This window comes from Bradyrhizobium sp., from assembly GCF_030693485.1.
In the GTDB taxonomy this organism is placed as follows: Bacteria; Pseudomonadota; Alphaproteobacteria; order Rhizobiales; family Xanthobacteraceae; genus Bradyrhizobium.
In genome coordinates this window covers 1-3,049 of record NZ_JAUYAN010000106.1, presented here as the reverse complement: position 1 = coordinate 3,049, position 3,049 = coordinate 1, and the positions used below count along the sequence as shown (strand labels likewise).

The following is a 3,049-nucleotide window of genomic DNA, read 5'->3' as shown; positions in this document are numbered from 1 at the left end:
CCGCGGACGCACAGCCTGCGTCCCCTCTCCCGCTTGCGGGGGAGGGTCAGGGTGGGGGCGCCTCAGCGATCCGAGGTTTCGACGAAGCCCCGCCCGCCAATTACGGCACCGCCGCCACCATCCCGACGCTCGACCCGGAACTGGCCAAACAACTCGGCTTCACCACCGAGGAGGAAGACCTTGCCGCGCTGGCGCGGCCGCCGCGCAACAAGATGGAGGCGCTCGGCGTCGCCGCCACCGCCGACGCACTGGAAAGCCTGATCCGCGACGGACGGCCCGAATTCAAGGGCGAGGACGGCCAGATCAAGATCTGGACGCCGCATCGCCCGCCGCGCCCGGAGAAATCCGAAGGCGGCGTACCCTTCGTGATCAAGTCCGAATACGAGCCGAAAGGCGACCAGCCGACCGCGATCAAGGAACTGGTCGAGGGCATTTCACGCAACGACCGCACCCAGGTGCTGCTCGGCGTCACCGGCTCCGGCAAGACGTACACGATGGCCAAGGTGATCGAGGCGACGCAGCGCCCCGCCATCATCCTGGCGCCGAACAAGACGCTGGCGGCGCAGCTCTATGGCGAGTTCAAGAGTTTCTTTCCCGACAACGCCGTCGAGTATTTTGTCAGTTACTACGACTACTACCAGCCCGAGGCCTATGTGCCGCGGACCGACACCTACATCGAGAAGGATTCCTCGATCAATGAGCAGATCGACCGCATGCGCCATTCGGCGACGCGGGCGCTGCTGGAGCGCGACGACGTCATCATCGTGGCCTCGGTGTCGTGCATCTACGGTATCGGCTCGGTCGAGACCTATACCGCCATGACGTTCGCGCTGAAGAAGGGCGAGCGCATCGACCAGCGGCAATTGATCGCCGACCTGGTGGCGCTGCAGTACAAGCGGACGCAGGCCGATTTTACCCGTGGCACCTTCCGGGTGCGCGGCGACGTCATCGACATTTTTCCAGCGCATTATGAAGACCGCGCCTGGCGCGTGAACCTGTTCGGCGACACCGTGGAAAATATCGAGGAGTTCGATCCGCTCACCGGCCACCGCCAGGACGATCTCGAATTCATCAAGATCTACGCCAACTCGCATTACGTGACGCCGCGGCCGACGCTGGTGCAGGCCATCAAGTCGATCAAGTCGGAACTGAAATGGCGGCTGGACCAGTTGCACGACCAGGGCCGCCTCTTGGAAGCGCAGCGGCTGGAGCAGCGCACCACCTTCGATCTCGAGATGATGGAAGCCACCGGCTCCTGCGCCGGCATCGAGAACTATTCGCGCTACCTCACCGGACGCCGGCCCGGCGAGCCGCCGCCGACGCTGTTCGAATATGTCCCGGACAATGCGCTTGTGTTTGCCGACGAAAGCCACGTCACGGTGCCGCAGATCGGCGGCATGTTCAAAGGCGATTTCCGGCGCAAGGCGACCCTGGCGGAATACGGCTTCCGGCTGCCCTCCTGCATGGACAACCGTCCCTTGCGTTTCGAGGAATGGGACATGATGCGCCCGCAATCGGTCGCGGTCTCCGCCACCCCCTCCGCGTGGGAGCTGAACGAGAGCGGCGGCGTGTTCGTCGAACAGGTGATCCGCCCCACTGGCCTGATCGATCCGCCGGTCGACATCCGCCCGGCGCGGACGCAAGTCGACGATCTCGTCGGCGAGGTCCGCGCCACCGCCAATGCCGGCTATCGCAGCCTCATCACCGTGCTGACAAAACGCATGGCGGAAGATCTCACCGAATACCTGCACGAGCAGGGCATCCGCGTGCGCTACATGCACTCCGACATCGACACCATCGAGCGCATCGAGATCATCCGCGACCTCCGGCTCGGCGCCTTCGACGCGCTGGTCGGCATCAATCTGCTGCGCGAGGGCCTCGACATCCCCGAATGCGCGCTGGTCGCCATCCTCGACGCCGACAAGGAAGGTTTTTTGCGCAGCGAAACGTCTCTGATCCAGACCATCGGCCGCGCCGCCCGCAACGTCGACGGCAGGGTGATCCTCTATGCCGACCAGATCACGGGATCGATGACGCGCGCCATCGCCGAGACCGACCGCCGCCGCGAAAAACAGGTCGAATACAACACCGAGCACGGCATCACGCCGGAGAGCATCAAGAAGTCGATCGGCGATATCATGAACAGCGTCTACGAACGCGACCATGTGCTGGTGGAAATCGGCGACGGCGGCATGGCGGATGACGTCATCAGCATCGGCCACAATTTCGAGGCCGTGCTCGGCGATCTCGAAACCCGCATGCGCGAAGCCGCCGCCGACCTCAATTTCGAGGAAGCCGCCCGCCTCCGCGACGAAGTCAAACGCCTGCGCGCGACCGAGCTTGCGGTGGTCGACGACCCCACCATCAAGCAGCGCGGCGTCGCAGCCAAAGCCGGCGCCTGGGCCGGCGCGAAGAAGTACGGCGAGTCCGCCAACCTGCCGAAGGGCTCCTCGAAGCGCGGCGGCAACAACACGCCGCGCGTCCCTTCACCCTCCCCTGGAGGGGGAGGGTCGCGCGCCGCAGGCGCGCGGGGTGGGGTGAGCGGCAGCGGCGGTCCCTCGTCATCCTCCCGCGTCCACAAACCCCATCTCGACGAAATGCACGGCCCGGAGTCCCTGCCCTATCGTCCCGGCGGCGCCCGTCCGAGCAAGCCTTCGCTCGGCGACGCCAGCAGCGGCAGCAAGATTTTCCAGCCCACCGACTCGCGGCAATCCGGTCCCGAGTTCGGGCCGGTGCCGCGCTCCAGCGGCGGCGCGCCGGGGCACCGGGGCGGGTGGAAGAAGCGGTAGCAACGCGAGCCGCAGAGGCATGACACCCACGGCCGTCATTGCGAGCAACGGGTCGGCGCGAAGCGCAGCCATAACAGGCTCCGCTGCTTGAAATTTGAATCAGTCACCCGCAGCGTCATTGCGAGCGCAGCGAAGCAATCCATCTACCAACCGTACCGCTGCGAAATGGATTGCTTCGCTGCGCTCGCTATGACGTTGATAGGCCGATGCGTACGTCAGAAGCCGTAGCCCGGATGGAGCCCTTGCGAAATCCGGGGCCT

General features: G+C 65.3%; 1 protein-coding gene. It reads left to right on the top strand.

Annotated elements, in window-relative coordinates; all coding sequences use genetic code 11:
- The coding region (gene uvrB / locus Q8N40_RS07835; RefSeq protein WP_305711417.1) for an excinuclease ABC subunit UvrB at positions 1 to 2,789 on the top strand (2,789 nt) is incomplete at its 5' end.
- Positions 2,790 to 3,049 lie beyond the last annotated feature (260 nt).